At 72.1% G+C, this 15267-nt stretch carries 16 protein-coding genes; 9 read left to right on the top strand and 7 right to left on the bottom strand.

The annotated features are described in order from the left end of the window. Positions 1–14 precede the first annotated feature (14 nt). Positions 15–1760 carry an AMP-dependent synthetase/ligase gene (locus IEZ27_RS16600; RefSeq protein WP_189648029.1) on the bottom strand — a complete coding sequence of 582 codons (1746 nt, stop codon included), beginning with the start codon at positions 1758–1760 and terminating at the stop codon, positions 15–17. A gap of 128 nt (positions 1761–1888) precedes the next feature. Here IEZ27_RS16600 and IEZ27_RS16595 point away from each other — a divergent pair, with 128 nt between their 5' ends. The 7 genes from IEZ27_RS16595 (at position 1889) to IEZ27_RS16565 (ending at position 7546) form a co-directional block, all read left to right on the top strand. Next, positions 1889–2656 (top strand): metallophosphoesterase family protein, encoded by a 768-nt coding sequence (locus IEZ27_RS16595; protein ID WP_189648028.1) that lies wholly within the window; start codon positions 1889–1891, stop codon positions 2654–2656. A gap of 61 nt (positions 2657–2717) precedes the next feature. Continuing rightward, on the top strand, positions 2718–3161 hold the full coding sequence (locus tag IEZ27_RS16590; RefSeq protein ID WP_125630724.1) for an SRPBCC family protein: 444 nt from the start codon (positions 2718–2720) through the stop codon (positions 3159–3161). Continuing rightward, positions 3158–4321, top strand: coding sequence for an ArsA family ATPase (locus IEZ27_RS16585; protein WP_189648027.1), 1164 nt, complete (start codon positions 3158–3160; stop codon positions 4319–4321). Before IEZ27_RS16590 ends, IEZ27_RS16585 begins: the two co-directional genes overlap by 4 nt. Positions 4322–4361: 40 nt before the next feature. Continuing rightward, positions 4362–4757 (top strand): DUF5304 family protein, encoded by a 396-nt coding sequence (locus tag IEZ27_RS16580; protein WP_189648026.1) that lies wholly within the window; start codon positions 4362–4364, stop codon positions 4755–4757. 13 nt (positions 4758–4770) lie between these two features. Next, positions 4771–5703, top strand: coding sequence for an ROK family glucokinase (locus IEZ27_RS16575; RefSeq protein ID WP_189648025.1), 933 nt, complete (start codon positions 4771–4773; stop codon positions 5701–5703). A 39-nt stretch (positions 5704–5742) separates the two neighbouring features. Then, a complete protein-coding gene (locus IEZ27_RS16570) occupies positions 5743–6402 on the top strand; it encodes an endonuclease/exonuclease/phosphatase family protein (protein ID WP_229824042.1) in 660 nt (219 codons plus the stop codon). Between the two features lie 88 nt (positions 6403–6490). Continuing rightward, positions 6491–7546, top strand: coding sequence for a hypothetical protein (locus tag IEZ27_RS16565; RefSeq protein WP_229824041.1), 1056 nt, complete (start codon positions 6491–6493; stop codon positions 7544–7546). 71 nt (positions 7547–7617) lie between these two features. On the opposite strand, the gene IEZ27_RS16560 is transcribed toward IEZ27_RS16565, so the two are convergent. Beyond that, positions 7618–8073: a hypothetical protein gene (locus tag IEZ27_RS16560; protein ID WP_185844448.1), complete on the bottom strand. Its 456-nt coding sequence runs from the start codon at positions 8071–8073 to the stop codon at positions 7618–7620. 46 nt (positions 8074–8119) lie between these two features. Further along, positions 8120–8878, bottom strand: a complete 759-nt coding sequence (locus tag IEZ27_RS16555; protein WP_125630710.1) for an alpha/beta hydrolase — start codon at positions 8876–8878, stop codon at positions 8120–8122. 147 nt (positions 8879–9025) lie between these two features. On the opposite strand from IEZ27_RS16555, the gene IEZ27_RS16550 reads away from it, so the two are divergent. Then, positions 9026–9736 carry a lysophospholipid acyltransferase family protein gene (locus tag IEZ27_RS16550; RefSeq protein WP_189648023.1) on the top strand — a complete coding sequence of 237 codons (711 nt, stop codon included), beginning with the start codon at positions 9026–9028 and terminating at the stop codon, positions 9734–9736. Here IEZ27_RS16550 and IEZ27_RS16545 read toward each other — a convergent pair. Then, complete coding sequence (locus IEZ27_RS16545; RefSeq protein ID WP_189648022.1) at positions 9726–10181, bottom strand: MarR family winged helix-turn-helix transcriptional regulator; 456 nt, start codon at positions 10179–10181, stop codon at positions 9726–9728. The genes IEZ27_RS16550 and IEZ27_RS16545 overlap by 11 nt on opposite strands. Before the next feature lie 81 nt (positions 10182–10262). Between IEZ27_RS16545 and IEZ27_RS16540 the strand changes: the two genes are divergently transcribed. Further along, positions 10263–10697, top strand: a complete 435-nt coding sequence (locus IEZ27_RS16540) for a DoxX family protein (RefSeq protein WP_189648021.1) — start codon at positions 10263–10265, stop codon at positions 10695–10697. 71 nt (positions 10698–10768) lie between these two features. On the opposite strand, the gene mmuM is transcribed toward IEZ27_RS16540, so the two are convergent. From mmuM to IEZ27_RS16525, 3 genes are all read right to left on the bottom strand, one after another. Further along, positions 10769–11635, bottom strand: a complete 867-nt coding sequence (gene mmuM / locus IEZ27_RS16535) for a homocysteine S-methyltransferase (RefSeq protein WP_229824040.1) — start codon at positions 11633–11635, stop codon at positions 10769–10771. Between the two features lie 418 nt (positions 11636–12053). Continuing rightward, on the bottom strand, positions 12054–14591 hold the full coding sequence (locus IEZ27_RS16530; protein WP_189648019.1) for a VIT domain-containing protein: 2538 nt from the start codon (positions 14589–14591) through the stop codon (positions 12054–12056). Beyond that, positions 14588–15190: a helix-turn-helix domain-containing protein gene (locus IEZ27_RS16525; RefSeq protein WP_189648018.1), complete on the bottom strand. Its 603-nt coding sequence runs from the start codon at positions 15188–15190 to the stop codon at positions 14588–14590. The genes IEZ27_RS16530 and IEZ27_RS16525 overlap by 4 nt, the downstream gene beginning before the upstream one ends. Positions 15191–15267 lie beyond the last annotated feature (77 nt).

The following is a 15267-nucleotide window of genomic DNA, read 5'->3' as shown; positions in this document are numbered from 1 at the left end:
CGCCACCCGGCGGGTCAGTGGCCGTAGAGCTCTTCGATCTCCTTGGCGTAGTCGCGCATCACCAGGTTGCGCTTGACCTTGAGCGTCGGCGTCAGGTGGCCGCTCTCCTCGGTGAGGTCGCCGTCGAGGATCGTGAACTTCTTGATCTGCTCGGCCTTCGACACCGTGCCGTTGGCCCGGTCGACCGCCTGCTGGATCTGCGCCAGGACCGCCGGATCGGTACGCAGCTCGGCCGCGCTCTGTCCGGCGGGGCTCGCCTCGGGGTCGAGCGTGATCAGCGCGCCGACGAACGGGCGCCCCTCGCCGACGATCATGGCCTGGGAGATCAGCGGGTGGGCGCGCAGCGCGTCCTCCAGCGGGCCGGGGGCCACGTTCTTGCCCGCGGCCGTCACCAGGATCTCCTTCTTGCGGCCGGTGATGCGCAGGTAGCCGTCGGCGTCGAGCTCGCCCACGTCGCCGGTGTGGTACCAGCCGTCGGCGTCGACCGCCTCGGCGGTGGCCGCGTCGTTCTTCCAGTAGCCCTGGAAGACGTTACGGCCCTTGGCCAGGATCTCGCCGTCGTCGCCGATGCGGATCGTGACGCCGGGCAGCGGCTTGCCGACCGTGCCGATCTTGTTGGCGCCCGGCATGTTGACCGAGACCGGGGCGGAGGTCTCGGTCAGGCCGTAACCCTCGAAGACCTCGATGCCGACGCCCCTGAAGAAGTGGCCGAGCCGCTCGCCGAGCGCCGAGCCGCCGGAGACCGCGGCCGACAGCCGGCCGCCGGTGGCCGCGCGCAGCTTGCCGTAGACGAGCCGGTCGAACAGCGCGTGGCGCAGCCGCAGCCCGAGCGGCGCGCCGCCCGAGCTCTCGGCCTTGCTCCAGGCCACCGCCACGTCGGCGGCACGGGCGAAGATCTTGCCCTTGCCGCCCGCGAGGGCCTTCTGCTCGGCGCCGTTGTAGACCTTCTCGAACACCCGCGGCACGCCCAGCAGGAACGTGGGCTTGAAGTCCTGGAGATCCGGGGCGACGTTCTTCATGTTCGGGGTGTGGGCCATGATCGCGCCCGACTCGACCAGCACCACCTGGATCATCCGCGCGAAGATGTGCGCGAGCGGCAGGAACAGCAGCGCCGCTGGGTCCTTCGAGCTGAACAGCCGGTCCAGCGGCCCGCGCAGCACGTTGAGCGCGGTGAACAGCAGGTTGTCGTGCGTGATCCGGCAGCCCTTGGGACGGCCGGTGGTGCCCGAGGTGTAGACGACGGTGGCCAGGTCGGCGGAGACGACCTTCTTCCTGCGCTCCTCCACGGCCGAGTCGGGCACGCCGTCGGCCTCCAGCCGCCCCTCGACCCGCCAGATCGCCTTCAGCTCCGGCGCCGCCTCGCGTACGGTCTCCTCGTGCGCGTCGAGCTCGACGAAGGCCGCCTTGGCCTCGCTGTCGGCCAGGATCCAGCGGACCTGCTCCACCGAGGAGGTCTCGTAGATGGGCACGGTGACCCCGCCCACGGACCAGATGGCGTAGTCGACCAGCGTCCACTCGTAGCGCGTGCGCGACATCAGCGCGACCCGGTCGCCGTGCTCGATCCCGGCCGCGATGAGCCCCCTGGCCACCTCGACCACCTGGTCGCGGAACTCGCCCGCGGTCACGACGGGCCAGCCGCCGTCGGTCTTGCGGCGCATGATCACGGTGCCGGGCTCCCGCTCGGCCCGGTCGAAGACCGTGTCGGGCAGGCTCGCTGAGGCAGGCACATCGACCAGGACGGGGACGCTGTACTCGCGCACGAACTTTCAACTCCTCTTCGGGGACGGCCTGGACGTTACCGCCTTAAGTTACGCACCGGTAGCTTCGTCATGGGAGCGTTATGAAGGGCATTCATCACGCTAGCAGCCGCCCCACCTAGGATTTCCCCATGAGGGTCCACGTGGTGAGTGACGTTCACGGCAGGGCCGACGCGCTGGCCAGGGCGGGTGACGGCGCCGACGCGCTGATCTGCCTGGGCGACCTGATCCTCTTCATCGACTACGACGACCACGCCAACGGCATCTTCGCCGACCTGTTCGGCGAGGAGCGGGCCGCCGAGTTCATCGCCCTGCGCACGGCCAAGCGCTTCGAGGAGGCCAGGGCCATGTCGGCGCGCCTGTGGGCCACCCTCGACGGCGACCCCCGCGAGCACGTCGAACGCAACGTCCGCGCCCAGTACGCCACCCTCTTCGCCGCCATGCCCACCCCCGCCTACCTCACCTACGGCAACGTCGATCTGCCCCGCCTGTGGCCCGACTACCTCAGGCCCGGCCACCAGGTGCTCGACGGGCAGGTGGTGGAGATCGGCGGCCTGCGCTTCGGGTTCGTCGGCGGCGGGCTCAAGACCCCCTACCGCACCCCGTACGAGATCGGCGACGAGGAGTACGCCGCCAAGGTCGAGGCGGTCGGCGAGGTCGACGTGCTGTGCTGCCACATCCCGCCCGCCCTGCCCGAGTTGCTCTACGACGTCGTGGCCCGGCGGTTCGAGCGCGGCAGCGAGGCGACGCTGGCGGCGATCCGGCGTACCCAGCCGCGTTACGCCCTGTTCGGCCACGTGCACCAGCCCCTCCACCGCCGTGCCCGCGTCGGCCGTACCGAGTGCGTGAACGTCGGCCACTTCCGCGGCAGGGGTGAGCCGTTCGTCCTGGAATGGTGAGCGGGGCGGCCGGTGACCGGCGCTCCGCCGCAACGGGCGGTTTCTGCATTACGGTGGTCGCATGGCTGATCGCACCACTTCGAGCACCACCATCGGCGCCGGTCGCGCCGAGGTCATGGCGGTCATCGCCGACTTCCCCGCCTATCCGGAATGGGCAGGTTCGATCAAGAGCGCCGAGGTCGTCACCACGGGCGCCGACGGCCGGGCCGAGCAGGTGCGGTTCGTCCTCGACGCGGGCGTGATCAACGACACCTACACCCTCGCCTACACCTGGGAGGGCGACGAGGGCGTGCGCTGGCAGGTGGTCGAGCCGGGCCGGATGGTGGGCGACCTGCGCGGAAGTTACCAGCTCGCCGAGACGGGCAGAGGCACCGACGTGACGTACGAGCTCACCGTCGACCTCACGGTGCCCATGATCGGCATGATCAAGCGCAAGGCCGAGAAGGTGATCGTGGACACCGCGCTGAAGGGACTGAAGAAGCGCGTCGAGGGCCGTCCCCGGTGAGCCCGCGGGTCCTGCTCTTCACCGGCAAGGGCGGCGTGGGCAAGACCACCGCCGCCGCCGCGACCGCCACGCTGGCCGCCGAGCGCGGGCTCAAGACGCTGATCGTCTCCACCGACACCGCCCACTCGCTGGCCGACGCGCTCGCCGTCGAGCCGGGCGAGATCGCGCCGGGCCTCCACCTCCACCAGGTCGACACGCAGAAGACCCTGGAACGCCACTGGGGCGAGCTGCAGCACTACGCCAGGGGCGTGCTGAGCGAGCTGGGCCTCGACGAGATCACCTCCGAGGAGATCACCGTGCTGCCCGGCGCGGAGGAGGTCATCGCCCTGCTGGAGCTGCGCGAGCACGCCCGCCAGGGCGGCTGGGACGTCATCGTGATCGACTGCGCCCCCACGGCCGAGACGCTGCGCCTGCTCGCGCTGCCCGAGGCGCTCGACTGGCACGTCACCAGGCTCATGCCGGTCGGCCGCAAACTGGTCAAGGTCATCTCGCCGTTCGTGCGCAGCGTGGCCCGGGTCAGCGCGCCGGGCGAGGACGTCATGAGCGCCGCCGAACGTTTCCACCGCGGGCTGATGGAGGTGCGCGAGCTGCTCACCGGCGACAGCGCGTCCGTGCGGCTCGTGCTCACCCCCGAGGCCGTGGTGCTCGCCGAGGCCAGGCGCACCCTCACCTCGCTCAACCTCTACGGCTACCGCGTCGACGCGGTCGTCGCCAACCGCGTCTTCCCCGCCGAGGGCGCCGACGAGTGGCGGGCCACCTGGGTGGAGGCCCAGTCGAGGTTGCTGGCCGAGGCCGAGGAGTCGTTCGCGCCGCTGCCCGTGCACACCATCCCCTACCTGCCCGCCGAGCCGGTCGGCCGGCACGCGCTGGCCGAGGTGGGCGCCGCCCTCTACGGCGCGGCCGACCCGTTCGCGGCCCCGGCCGTCGAGCCGCCGCTGCGGCTGAGCGCCGACGAGCTGACGCTCTCGCTGCCGGGCGCCGACCGCGACGACATCGACCTGGCCCGCAAGGGCGACGAACTCATCATCACCGCCGGCCCGTACCGCAGGATCCTGGCGCTGCCCGCGGCGCTGGCCCGCAGGAAGATCGGCTCTGCCGCGCTCCGCGGCGGCGTGCTGAGAATACGGTTCAGTGTGGGGAGCGAATCCGCCGCCGAATGAGTTGAGCAGGATGAGCGACCCATACGCAGGGAGGGCCAAGATGACCGAGAACAACGACAGGGATCCGATCGGCACCGTCGCCGACGAGGCGCGCAAGCTGTTCGAGACGATCCAGGGGCGCGCCACGCGCCAGGTCGGCAAGACCGTCTACAACTCCTTCACGGGCGGCGGCGCCCGCAAGGAGAAGGACGTGTGGAGCGAGGCGGTGTCCGAGCCCCACGACGAGTACATCTGCCGCGCCTGTCCGGTGTGCCGGGCGATCGCGGCCCAGCGTGAGTCGGGCTCCGACGTGACCGGGCACCTGGTGGCCGCGGGCGGCGAGCTGTTCGCCGCGGTACGCGGGGCGTTCGACGCGCTGAGCAGGCCCGCCCCCCGCGGGCCGCGCGACACCCGCGACCGCGATCGCGGCGACGTGGAACACATAGATCTGGGATAGGGAGACACGCGGCATGCTCACGATCGGTGTCGACATCGGCGGTACCAAGGTCGCCGCGGGCGTGGTCGACGACAACGGAGAGATCGTCGAACACACCCTGAGGCCGACCGCGGCCGACCAGCCCGACGTGGTCGCCGAGACGGTGGCGGACGTCGTCCGTGAGCTGTCCAGGGGCAGGGACGTCGAGGCGGTCGGCGTCGGCGCGGCCGGGTTCGTCGACGAGACCCGCTCGGTCGTGCGCTTCGCCCCCAACCTCGCCTGGCGCGAGGAGCCGCTGCAGAAGAAGATCAGCGACCTGGTCGGCCTGCCCGTCGTGATCGAGAACGACGCCAACGCCATGGCCTGGGGCGAGACCAGGTTCGGCGCCGGACGCGGCCAGTCCCACGTGGTGTGCCTGACCCTCGGCACCGGCATCGGCGGCGGCATCGTCATCGACGGCGCCCTCTACCGCGGCCGCTGGGGCATGGGCGCCGAGCTCGGCCACATGCAGGTCGTGCCCGACGGCCGGGTGTGCGGTTGCGGCAACATCGGCTGCTGGGAGCAGTACGCCAGCGGCCAGGCCCTGGTCAAGGAGGCCAGGGAGATCGCGGCCAGGCAGCCCGAACGCGCCGAGATCCTGCTCGGCCTGGCCGGCGGCCGGATCGAGGGCGAGGAGGTCACCGAGGCCGCCCGGCTGGGCGACAAGGTCTCGCTGGCCGCCTTCCGCAGCCTGGCCGACTGGCTCGGGCAGGGCATGGCCGACCTGGCCGCCGTGCTCGATCCCGGCTGCTTCATCGTCGGCGGCGGCGTCTCGCGGGCCGCCGACCTGTTCCTCGACGAGGCCCGCGAGGTGTTCGCCAGGCAGCTCACCGGCCACGGCCACCGGCCGCTCGCCGAGATCCGGCTGGCCGAGCTGGGCGCGTCCGCGGGTGTCGTGGGGGCCGCCGACCTGGCCAGACGGCGTTAGCGCGTGCTGGTCAGGGTCGCCTCGTACAACGTGCGGAGCATGCGGGACGACGTGCCCGCGCTGCGCCGGGTGGTCGCCGCGATGCGGGCCGACCTGGTCTGCGTCCAGGAGGCCCCCAGGTTCGCCCGGTGGCGGGCCAGGCGCCGGGCCCTGGCCGAGGCCGGCGGGCTGCGGGTGATCACCCCCGGCCGGGCGGGCGGCGTGTGCGTGCTGGCCGGGTCGCGCGCCCGCGTGCTGGAAGCGCGGCTCCATCGGCTCAAGGCGTTCCCCGGGCTGGAACGCCGGGTGCTCGCCGTCGCCGTCGTCGAGATCGGCGGCGCGCGGCTGGCCGTCGGCTCGCTCCACCTCGACCTCCACCACGCCGCCCGGCTGCGGCACGCGGGCGAGGCCATGTCCCACCTGGAACGTACGGCCGCCGCGCACGGCGCCGCGATCGTGGTCGGCGCCGACGTCAACGAGGGGCGGCACCAGCCGGCCTGGCGTTTCCTGGCCGCCCGGCTGTCCGACTGCCACGCCGCCGCGCCCGCCGGCGACGGCCTGACCTTCCCCGCCGCGCGGCCCGCCGAACGCATCGACGCGGTCTTCGCCGCGCGCGAGGCACACGTCGTGTCCTGCGGGGGAGTGGTGGCCGGGAACGCCGATCTGGCCGGGGCCAGCGACCATCTGCCGGTGCTCGCGGAGTTGCAGGTTGGACTCTGACGGGCGAGTCGCGCGGGCCAACCCGTAGCATTTGTTCATGACCCGTCGCTCTCAGCGGCGTGCGCTCTCTATCCTTCTGGCGACGTCCGTGGCCTTGCCGCAGGTCACGCCCGCCGCGCATGCCGAGCCCCGCCCCGCCGCAGAGGCGTGGCAGAAGTCGACGAGCGCGCGCCTCGACGCGGACGGCTCGCTCTCCGACGTGCTCGCCGTCTCGCCAGGAGACGTGTGGGCCGTCGGCCAGCAGGAGATCTGGGACGTCTGGAAGAACCGCGGCACGATCCGCCACTGGAACGGCTCCGCCTGGAGCGAGGTGAGCGTGCGCGACGCCACCGCCTCGGGCAACCTGCGCGGCCTGGCCGCCGCCGGCGCCTCCGACGTGTGGGCGGTCGGCGACGGCCACGACGGCCTGCCCTACCTGGCCAACGGCGACGTCACCGGCTTCGACCGGGTCCGCCCCCAGGGGCTGCACGCCGGCGACTGGCTGGGCGGCATCGACGCCAAGCCCGGCCGGGTGGTCGCGGTCGGCAGCCGGGAGAAGAACGGGCTCATCCTCACCGGCCAGGGCAACACCTGGACCGTTCAGGAGACCAAGGAGAAGGGCGCGCTCTACGCGGTCTCCTCCGGCTTCGCCGTCGGCGACACCGGCGGCGCGCCGCTGATCATGCACTACACGTCGGGCACCTGGAAGTCGATGTCCGTGCCCGCCGTCCCCGGCGGCTACCTGCGCGACATCCAGGTCGACAGCTCCAAGCGGGCGGTGGCCGTCGGCGGCGTCTACCACGGCCCCGGCGAGATCTCGCCGCTCGTCCTCACCTGGAACGGCAAGCGCTGGCAGCGGCTGACGATCCCCGCCACCGACGCCCGCCTCTACGGCGTCACCGGCGACGGCAAGGGCCGCTACTGGATGACCGGCTACGACCCGGCGCAGGCGGCCCAGCCGTTCGTGATGCGCTGCGAGAAGGACACCTGCCAGATCATCCGCGGCGCCGCCGAGAAGGGCCGCAGCAGCGTACGCCTCCAGGCGGCGGCCTACCTGGCCGGCAAGGGCACGCTCTGGGCGGTCGGCCACGCGGTCGACACGGCCGACCGGTACACCGACGTCGTGGAGTCCTTCGCGCCGAGGACCACCACGGCCAAGTCGTAGCGCGCCGCCAAGTTGTAGCGCGCCGCCCTACAGGACGGCGCCGTTCAACAGGACCGCTCTACTGGGCCGTTCTACAGGACGGCGCCGTCGTCCCAGCCCGAGTCGTTGGGCGGGCCGTCGCCCATGCGCACGACCAGCGCCACGAACCCCCCGATGAACGCCGCCACCGCGGTGAACAGCGCCCAGCCCTCCATCTGCCAGCTCGCCATCGCCGCCACCAGCAGATAGGCCGGCCCGCCGAACAGGGCCACCCACGCGAGCTTGGTCGGCAGGTCGAGCTTGGGCAGCGGGGGCGGGGGAGGCGGCTCGAAGTGCCCCTCGTCCTCGTCTTCGTCGTCCTGGTCGCGCTCGGGCTCGTCCTGGTCGAGCTCGGCCTCCTCGGAGGGTTTGACCACCCTGCGGGTGGGCTCGGCGGGCACGTTCTCGCTGTCCGGCCATGGCTGGTCGGCCGAGTCACGCTCGGCTGTGTCGTTGAAGGACGCGACGATCTGCCGCCAGACCTCGTCCTCGTCACTCTGGGGCGTCACCTAGATGGGCCTCTCCGCAGCGATCGCGACTTCCCCCTGGGTGCGATCAGTCCCTCTGCAAGGGTACCGAGGCATGTGTCCGGATGAAGTCGAGGCTACCGGCAAAGATCCTGTCGGCATCGTTGTCAAGCGTCGCAACATGGTAGCTATCGGTAAGCTCCTCGATCGTGGCCTGCGGGACCTTCTGGCGAATGATCGCCACACTCGTCGGTTTCACCACGTGGTCGTCGCGGCTGTGGAAGACCAGCAGCGGCTGGGTGACCTTCGCCAGGTCGGCCTGCACCAGCGACCACAGCCCCGGCAGCGACGCGGCCGCCTTGACCGGCGTACGGTCGTAGGCCAGCTCGGTCACGCCGGGCTTCTTGACGTCGTTGGCGACGCCGGGCACCGACGGCAGGAACCACTTCAGCAGCGGAGCCAGCCTCATCAGCGGCACGTCACTGGCGATGGAGGGATTGACCACCATCACGCCTCTGACCGCGTCCCCGTGCACCTCGGCCAGCCGCAGGGCCAGGCAGCCGCCCAGCGACAGGCCCGCCACGAACATCTCCGCGCAGCGGCCCTGGAGGTCGGCGAACGCCTTCTCGACCTCGGCGTACCAGTCCTCCCAGCGGGTGCGGTTCATCTCCTGCCACGTGGTGCCGTGGCCGGGCTGGCGGGGCAGCGACACGCTGACCCCGTGGCCGGCCAGATATTCGGCCCACGGCCGCAGGGACTGCGGCGTGCCGGTGAACCCGTGGCACAGCAGCACACCGACCTGACCCGCTTGGTGGTGGTAGGGCTCCGCGCCTGGCATGAGCGGCATAACAGCTCCTCCACGCAATTTCATCCCGGAACTGCCCGATCGTCGCACGATCCGGGGTGATTGTGCGAGAGCTGGTGTAGTTGCATCTCGCCAGGGATGGGAAGATGACTCTGCTCCATCATGATGTCCTGAGGAAGAGGTGGCCGGGTGTTCTACTGGGTGGTCAAGGCCATCTTGACGCCGTTCCTCCTGACGATCTTCCGTCCCTGGACGGAAGGCGGGGACAACGTGCCCAAGGAGGGGCCCGCGATCCTGGCCGGCAACCACCTCTCCTTCGCCGACCACTTCTTCGGGCCGCTGCAGATCCGCCGCAAGGTGATCTCGCTCGGCAAGGCCGACTACTTCACCGGCACCGGCATCAAGGGCTTCTTCACCCGGCTGTTCTTCAGCGGCGTCGGCACCGTGCCGATCGACCGCTCCGGCGGCAAGGCCAGCGAGGCCGCGCTCCGCACCGGCCTGCGCGTCCTGCGCGAGGGCCACATCCTCGGCATCTACCCCGAGGGCACCCGTTCGCCCGACGGCCGCCTCTACAAGGGCAAGACGGGCGTGGCCCGGCTCGCGCTGGAGTCGCGGGTGCCGGTCATCCCGTGGGCCATGGTCAACACGTACGAGATGATGCCGCCCGGCCGGATCTTCCCCAAGTTCGGCATCCGTCCTGGCGTCCGGTTCGGCAAGCCGCTCGACTTCTCCCGCTACTACGGCATGGAGGACGACCGGCTGGTCCTGCGCGCGGTCACCGACGAGATCATGTACGCCCTGATGGAGCTGTCCGGTCAGGAGTACGTCGACAAGTACGCCGCCAGCGCCAGGGTCGAGATGGAACGTGCCGCACGGGCCGCGGCCAAGGCTAGCTCCTGAGGGCCTGCTCGCTCTTCGTCATCGCGCTGGTCAGTGAGGCCAGCTCCGCCCGGCTGAGCCGGTCGATCAGGTAGTCGCGCACGACCGCCACGTGCCCCGGCGCGATCCGTTCCAGGCAGCGCGTGCCAGCCTCGGTGAGCACGGCCAGCACCCCGCGATCGTCGGACGGGCAGGTGGCCCGCTCCACCAGCCCCGCCTTCTCCAACTGCGTGATCTGGTACGTCAGCGCGCTCTTCGACACCACCACGCCCCTGGCCAGCTCCGTCATGCGCATCTGACGGCCGGGGGCCTCCGACAGGCGCGCCAGGATCTCGTACTGCGGGTGTGTCAGCCCCGCGGCGCTCTTGAGCTGCTCCTCGATGCGCCGTTCCAGGAGGTGGGAGGCCGTCAGGAAGGCGCGCCAGGCGGCCATCTCCGTCTCGTCAAGCCAGCGGGTGTCCGTCACGTCCCAAGTGTACTTGTTGTTCACTTTTGAACTACCGGTAGAGTGGTTGTTCAAATCTGAACAACTCCCTGGGGGGATTCCATGATCGACCGGGCGCGTCCTTTCGCCCTGCTGCTCGCCAGGATCGCCATCGGGGCGATCTTCCTGGTGCACGGCTACCAGAAGTTCGCCGACATGGGCATCGCGGGCACCGTCAAGTTCTTCGAGTCCGCGGGCATTCCGCTGGCGGGGCTGGCCGCGCCCGCCGTGGCGGTGCTGGAGGTGGTCGGCGGGCTCGCGCTGATCCTCGGCGTGGCGCTGCCGATCGCGGGCACGCTGCTGGCCCTCAACATGATCGGAGCGATGGTGTTCGTCCACGCCTCCAACGGGTTCGGCGCGGGGGAGGGGGGCTACGAGTTCGTGCTGGCGCTGGCGGCGGCGAGCCTGGCCGTCGGATTCACCGGCGGCGGCGCCCTGTGCCTCGACCGCGTCCTCAACCGGAGCCGCGACACGGCCACGGCCACGGCCACCGCCTAGAACCCGTCCCGGCCGCCACCCCTGCGCAAGGCCCGCGTGAGGGCCTTGCGCGGGGGTGGCTCGCGCCGGGGTCAGGTCAGGTGGGCGCGGATCTGCCGGATGTGGTCGGGGGTCGTACGGCAGCAGCCGCCGATCAGCGACGCCCCGGCGCGTTCCCACTCCTTGGCGGCCAGGCCGTACTCCACCGGGTCGGACAACCCGAGCCACCGCCGCCGCTCCGCGTCCCACGTCTCGCCCGAGTTCGGGTAGACCACCACAGGCAGGCCGCCGGAAAGGCGGCCGATCAGCCCGGGGATGTGCCGCGGCGCCGTGCAGTTGACGCCCACCGCCACCACCTGCGGATTGCCGGAGAACAACGCGGCGGCCCGGTCTATCGGGGTGCCGTCGCTGATCCGCTCGGCGTCGCGGCAGGAGAAGCTCACCCACGCCTTGACCTCCGGCGTGGACGCCAGCAGCCCGGCCAGCGCGCGCGCCTCGGCGTAGGACGGGATGGTCTCGCAGGCCAGCAGGTCGGCGCCGGCCGCGGCCAGGATCTCCCAGCGCGGGCGGTGCCAGGCCAGCAGGCCGTCCTCGTCGAGGTCGTAGTCGCCGGTGTACTCGGCGCCGTTGGCCAGATAGGCGCCATATGGGCCGACCGAGGCCGCCACCAGGCCGCGGCCCGCCTCGTCGCGGGCCTGCCCGGCCAGCTCGACCGACAGGCTGATCAGCCGCTCGGCCTCGGCCCGGTCGAGCCCGCGCCGCTGGAAGCCGGGGACGGTGGCCTGGTAGCTCGCGGTGGTGGCCACGTCGGCGCCCGCGGCGTAGTAGTCGGCGTGCACCCGCCTGATCAGCTCGGGCTGCTCCAGCAGCAGGCGCGCCGACCAGAGCTCGTCGCGAAGGTCCGCGCCGAGCGACTCCAGATGGGTGGACAGGCCGCCGTCCAGGACGAGTGTGCTCACCCGTCCAGAATAGGAGGCCGCGGGGGATGATGGCGCAGCGGAATGGCGCACCTTTTCCGTGGGGCGCATGAATATCGCGACAAGGATATCGCCGGGCGAGGAATTCAAAATGTTCACGGGCGGGTGTGACGCGTCCAGCACAGGTTTCGCCTCGCGACGCATGCCTTGGGCGACCCGCCGCCAGGCAGACCGTCGGGACATGTGCTCATTCGTCGGTGTCCCGCATTGTCATGGCGATTATGCGGTCGAAATCGGTGAAGAATCCAAGATTTCAGCATTTGATGGAAAGGGAGGCGATAGGGGCGCCCTGACCGGCCGGGTGGCCGTGTATTCGCCATTCGCCCGTAGGTGGCCGAGGGGTGGACGGCAGTGCGACGCGGTCATCCACGTCGCACTGCCGCACCACGCCGTACGGCCGTCAGGTGCGTTTCCAGAAGGGGCCGCGGCGCTTCTCGGGAGCGGGGTCACCGGCCGGAGCGCCCAGGGTGGGATCGCCGGGGGCCTCCGGGCCGCCGCGCGGGATCGGGTCGCCGGGGGCGATCGGGCCGTCCGGCGGCGTGGGGAGGGTGGGATCGCCGGGCGCGACCGGCCCGTCGGCGGGTGTGCCGGTGAGGGTGGTGAGGACCTCGACGGCATGGGCGTGCAGGGACCGGATGTCGGTGCCGGGGCGTTCGGCCGCTTCCAGGTCGCGGGCCAGCGCCGCCAGCGCCTCGTTCCCGCCCAGGTACGCCGCCAGCGCCGCCAGCCGCGAGCCCAGGTCCGCCAGGTGAAGGGCGTCGGGCACGCGCATCGCCCTGAGCCGTTCCAGCTCGACCGTCAGCTGCGGCCTGACCGTCTCCAGCCCGACGGCCGGACGCGGCGCCGCCGGAGGCGCGAACTTCGGCGAGCCTCCCCGCCGGAACCCGCGACCGGGCGCGGCCGGCGGACCGGCGGAACCCGGCGCGGGCGGCGGGCCGCCGGCCGGTCCCGGGACGAACGGCGGCGCCGGGAAGGCCGACTCGGGAGCCGGCCCGGACGGCCCGCCCGCCCCGCCGAAGCCCTGGTCGAGGCCCTGGTCGAACGCCGTGGGCGCCGGGGGCACGATCCGCGGGGCGCTCGCCGGACGTCCCATCGTCATCGCCTGCGCCACGAACCCCCCGGTCATGGACGGGCTCGGCGGCAGCTCCCACCCGCTCGGCGGCTCGACCGGCTGGATGACCCGGTGCTCCGGCCCGCCCTCCGCGACCTGCCGGGTGTCGATCGCCACGTACGCCGTGAACCTGCACAGAACGCCGTTCTCCAGCGAGGTACGCACGATCCGCGACTCCAGACCGTGCTCGCCCATGGCGTACCGGTCCTCCAGCTCGCGCAGGTGGGCACGGGCCCACACCGCCCGTACGGCGGGACTGTCCGCGGTCACGCCCGCCACCCGCTCCTCCCACGGCCCCTCGGCCGACATCCCGCGTACGGTGACGGCCTCGGCGCCCTCGCGGCACCGCCCGTACACACGGAGGGGCACCCCGGGGAAGATCGAGCCGAGATGGGTGACCGTGTCCGGCTCGGTCTCCAGCCCCTTCAGGGACAGGTCCGTGACCAGCGGTGCGCCGATCCTGCGGTGGATCTGCTCCATCGCCGCGTCGAGCCGGTCCTCGGACTCGACCAGCTCGCACCGGCCCGCCCCCAGCCCGGCGAGCCTGCCGAGGAACCCGGCGTTCACCGCCCTGTCGATCCCGACCGTGTGCACCCGCATCGCCGACAGCGCGCCGCCGGTCTGCTCCAGGATCTGGTCCTCGTTGCCCACCTGGCCGTCGGTGACCAGCACCACCACCCGCTCCCTGCCGTCCGGCGCGCCGAGGAGCGTGATGGCGCGGCGCAGCGGTTCGAGCAGTTCGGTGCCGCCGCGCGCGTCGACCCGCGCGAGGTGCTCGACGGCGCGGTACCGGTTGCGGTCCGAGGCCTCCACCAGCCCCTCGAACGCCGCCTCGACCACCGAGTCGAAGGTCAGCACGTTGAAGCGGTCGTGCGCGGTGAGCGTGTCGACGATGCGCGCCGCCGCCCGCCGCGCCGCGACCATCTTCCAGCCGCCCATGCTGCCCGAACGGTCGAGCACCAGCACCACGTCCCGCGGCGTGCGGGCGGCCTGGAGCGCCGGGGGCACGACGGTGAGCGCGAACGTGCCCCGCCCGTCGAACTGCAACGACGAGGACGCCTCGAACGACAGGCGCAGGATGAAGTCGCGGTCGAGGCGTTCGCCGGGACGCAGGCGTACGGTGTGGCCCTCCTCCTCGACCACGTGCAGGCTGGAGGCCAGCTCACGCAGGTCGAGGCCGGAGGCGTCGACGCGGGCCGTGAGCGAGAGGCGTACAGGGTTGGGGAAGCCCGGCAGCAGCACCGGCGGCGTGATCCGCGAGGCGTCGGGCACGGCGTCGGTGTCCGGCGCGACGCCCGGCCCGGCCGGGGCGCCGTCGAGCGGGGTGCCCGGGATGTACCGGGGGGCCACCACCAGCGGGAACCGGAACGTCGCCGCGCCGTCCTCGTAGGGGAGCGGCTGGCTCATCGTCAGCCTCACCGAGACCCGTTCGCCGGGCAGGATGTTGCCCACCCTGATCGTGAACACGTCGGGCCGGTCCTCCTCGGCGATCGCCGCCCGCCTGCCCTCGCGCAACGCCTGGTCGTAGTCGGCCCTGGCCTGGGCGCGCTCCTTCAGCACCCCCTCGACGACCCGGTCGTCGGCCTCCATCCTGAACCCCGTCACCGCCGCCCGTTCGGGCAGCGGGAAGACGTACGTGGCCTCCAGCGTGACGTCGAACGGGTTGCGGAACCCCTGCTCGACCTCGACCCCCGCGACGAGCCCCGAGATGTCGGCGTGGACGTCCACGCTCTCCAGCGGCAGGTTGCCGCGCTCGGTCAGCAGCGCGCCGAACCCGGAGTCCGGCACCGGCAGGCACCGTGCGGGCTCCAGCGAAGTGATCTTCACAGCAGTCTCCTCTCTACGAGCACCGCGAGCAGCGGTCCCGCCGCCGCCAGCACCGCCTGGACGTCCTCCTCGGACGGAGGCCGCCCCCCGTCCCACAGAACCCGCACCCCGTCCTGGAGCACGACCCCCGCGACCACACCATCGCCCGCCGGCCCGCCCTCCACGCGGCCGTCGCCCAGCGGCCCTTCACTCCCCAGCTCTTCGGCGGGGGCGGGGCGGCCCGGCCGCTCGGCCCAGAAGCGCGCCCGGGGCGCGTCACCCTCGCCCGGCCGGTGCGGGACGTGGGCGCCGTCGACGCCGGCGGCGGCCTCCAGCGTCGTGTCCGTCGCCCCGGCCAGCGCCGTCTGGATCTGGGCGATCGAGTGGCCGGCCGCCTGCATGCGCTTGACGGCCACCAGTTGCAGCAGGTGCCGCCGGCCGTACCGGGCGATCCTGCCGCGTCGGGTCAGGGGCGGGTCCACGAGGCCGATGGTGGTGTACCACCTGATCAGGCGCTCTCCGGGCACATCGCGGACCCGGCCGTTGACCGGCTGAGCCCCGGCGCGCAGCGCCCGCGCCGCGCGCTCGGCCAGCTCGCCGATGGTCCAGGTGTCGCTCATACCTTCACAATGACACTGTCACTGTTGCACTGTCAATGAGGTGAAGATCGGAAGAATCCGGCCCCGAATAGCGTTAC

The sequence above is a fragment of the Nonomuraea spiralis genome, from assembly GCF_014648435.1.
Taxonomy (GTDB): Bacteria; Actinomycetota; Actinomycetes; order Streptosporangiales; family Streptosporangiaceae; genus Nonomuraea; species Nonomuraea spiralis.
Note: the sequence above shows the minus strand (reverse complement) of the source record. Positions and strands in the feature narration are given on the sequence as shown.

Bases quoted from the DNA above. Each gene is read 5' to 3' on its own strand.
- IEZ27_RS16555 (WP_125630710.1), bottom strand. From the start codon at position 8,878: ATGCCGCTCATGCCAGGCGCGGAGCCCTACCACCACCAAGCGGGTCAG.
- IEZ27_RS16575 (WP_189648025.1), top strand. From the start codon at position 4,771: ATGCTCACGATCGGTGTCGACATCGGCGGTACCAAGGTCGCCGCGGGC.
- IEZ27_RS16540 (WP_189648021.1), top strand. From the start codon at position 10,263: ATGATCGACCGGGCGCGTCCTTTCGCCCTGCTGCTCGCCAGGATCGCC.
- IEZ27_RS16590 (WP_125630724.1), top strand. From the start codon at position 2,718: ATGGCTGATCGCACCACTTCGAGCACCACCATCGGCGCCGGTCGCGCC.
- IEZ27_RS16570 (WP_229824042.1), top strand. From the start codon at position 5,743: ATGCGGGACGACGTGCCCGCGCTGCGCCGGGTGGTCGCCGCGATGCGG.
- IEZ27_RS16525 (WP_189648018.1), bottom strand. From the start codon at position 15,190: ATGAGCGACACCTGGACCATCGGCGAGCTGGCCGAGCGCGCGGCGCGG.
- IEZ27_RS16595 (WP_189648028.1), top strand. From the start codon at position 1,889: ATGAGGGTCCACGTGGTGAGTGACGTTCACGGCAGGGCCGACGCGCTG.
- IEZ27_RS16580 (WP_189648026.1), top strand. From the start codon at position 4,362: ATGACCGAGAACAACGACAGGGATCCGATCGGCACCGTCGCCGACGAG.